Source organism: Virgibacillus sp. 7505, from assembly GCF_002272135.1.
Classification (GTDB): domain Bacteria; phylum Bacillota; class Bacilli; order Bacillales; family Amphibacillaceae; genus Terribacillus.
Genome location: NZ_NPBF01000095.1, coordinates 1 through 345, shown reverse-complemented (window position 1 = coordinate 345; position 345 = coordinate 1). Strand labels below are relative to the sequence as shown.

The 345-nt window shown below is 54.5% G+C and carries 1 rRNA gene; it reads right to left on the bottom strand.

The features are described from left to right. A 23S ribosomal RNA gene (locus CHH91_RS18075) occupies positions 1–345 on the bottom strand; the annotation flags it as partial.

Sequence of the window (345 nt, the reverse complement as noted above, 5' to 3'; positions counted from 1 at the left end):
TCCGTTACTCTTTGGGAGGCGACCGCCCCAGTCAAACTGCCCACCTGACAATGTCCCTGGCCCGGATCACGGGTCGAGGTTAGAATGCCAGCACCATCAGGGTAGTATCCCACCGACGCCTCCACCGAAGCTAGCGCTCCGGTTTCCAAGGCTCCTACCTATCCTGTACAGATGATACCAACACTCACTATCAAGCTACAGTAAAGCTCCATGGGGTCTTTCCGTCCTGTCGCGGGTAACCTGCATCTTCACAGGTACTATAATTTCACCGGGTCTCTCGTTGAGACAGTATCCAAGTCGTTGCACCATTCGTGCGGGTCGGAACTTACCCGACAAGGAATTTCG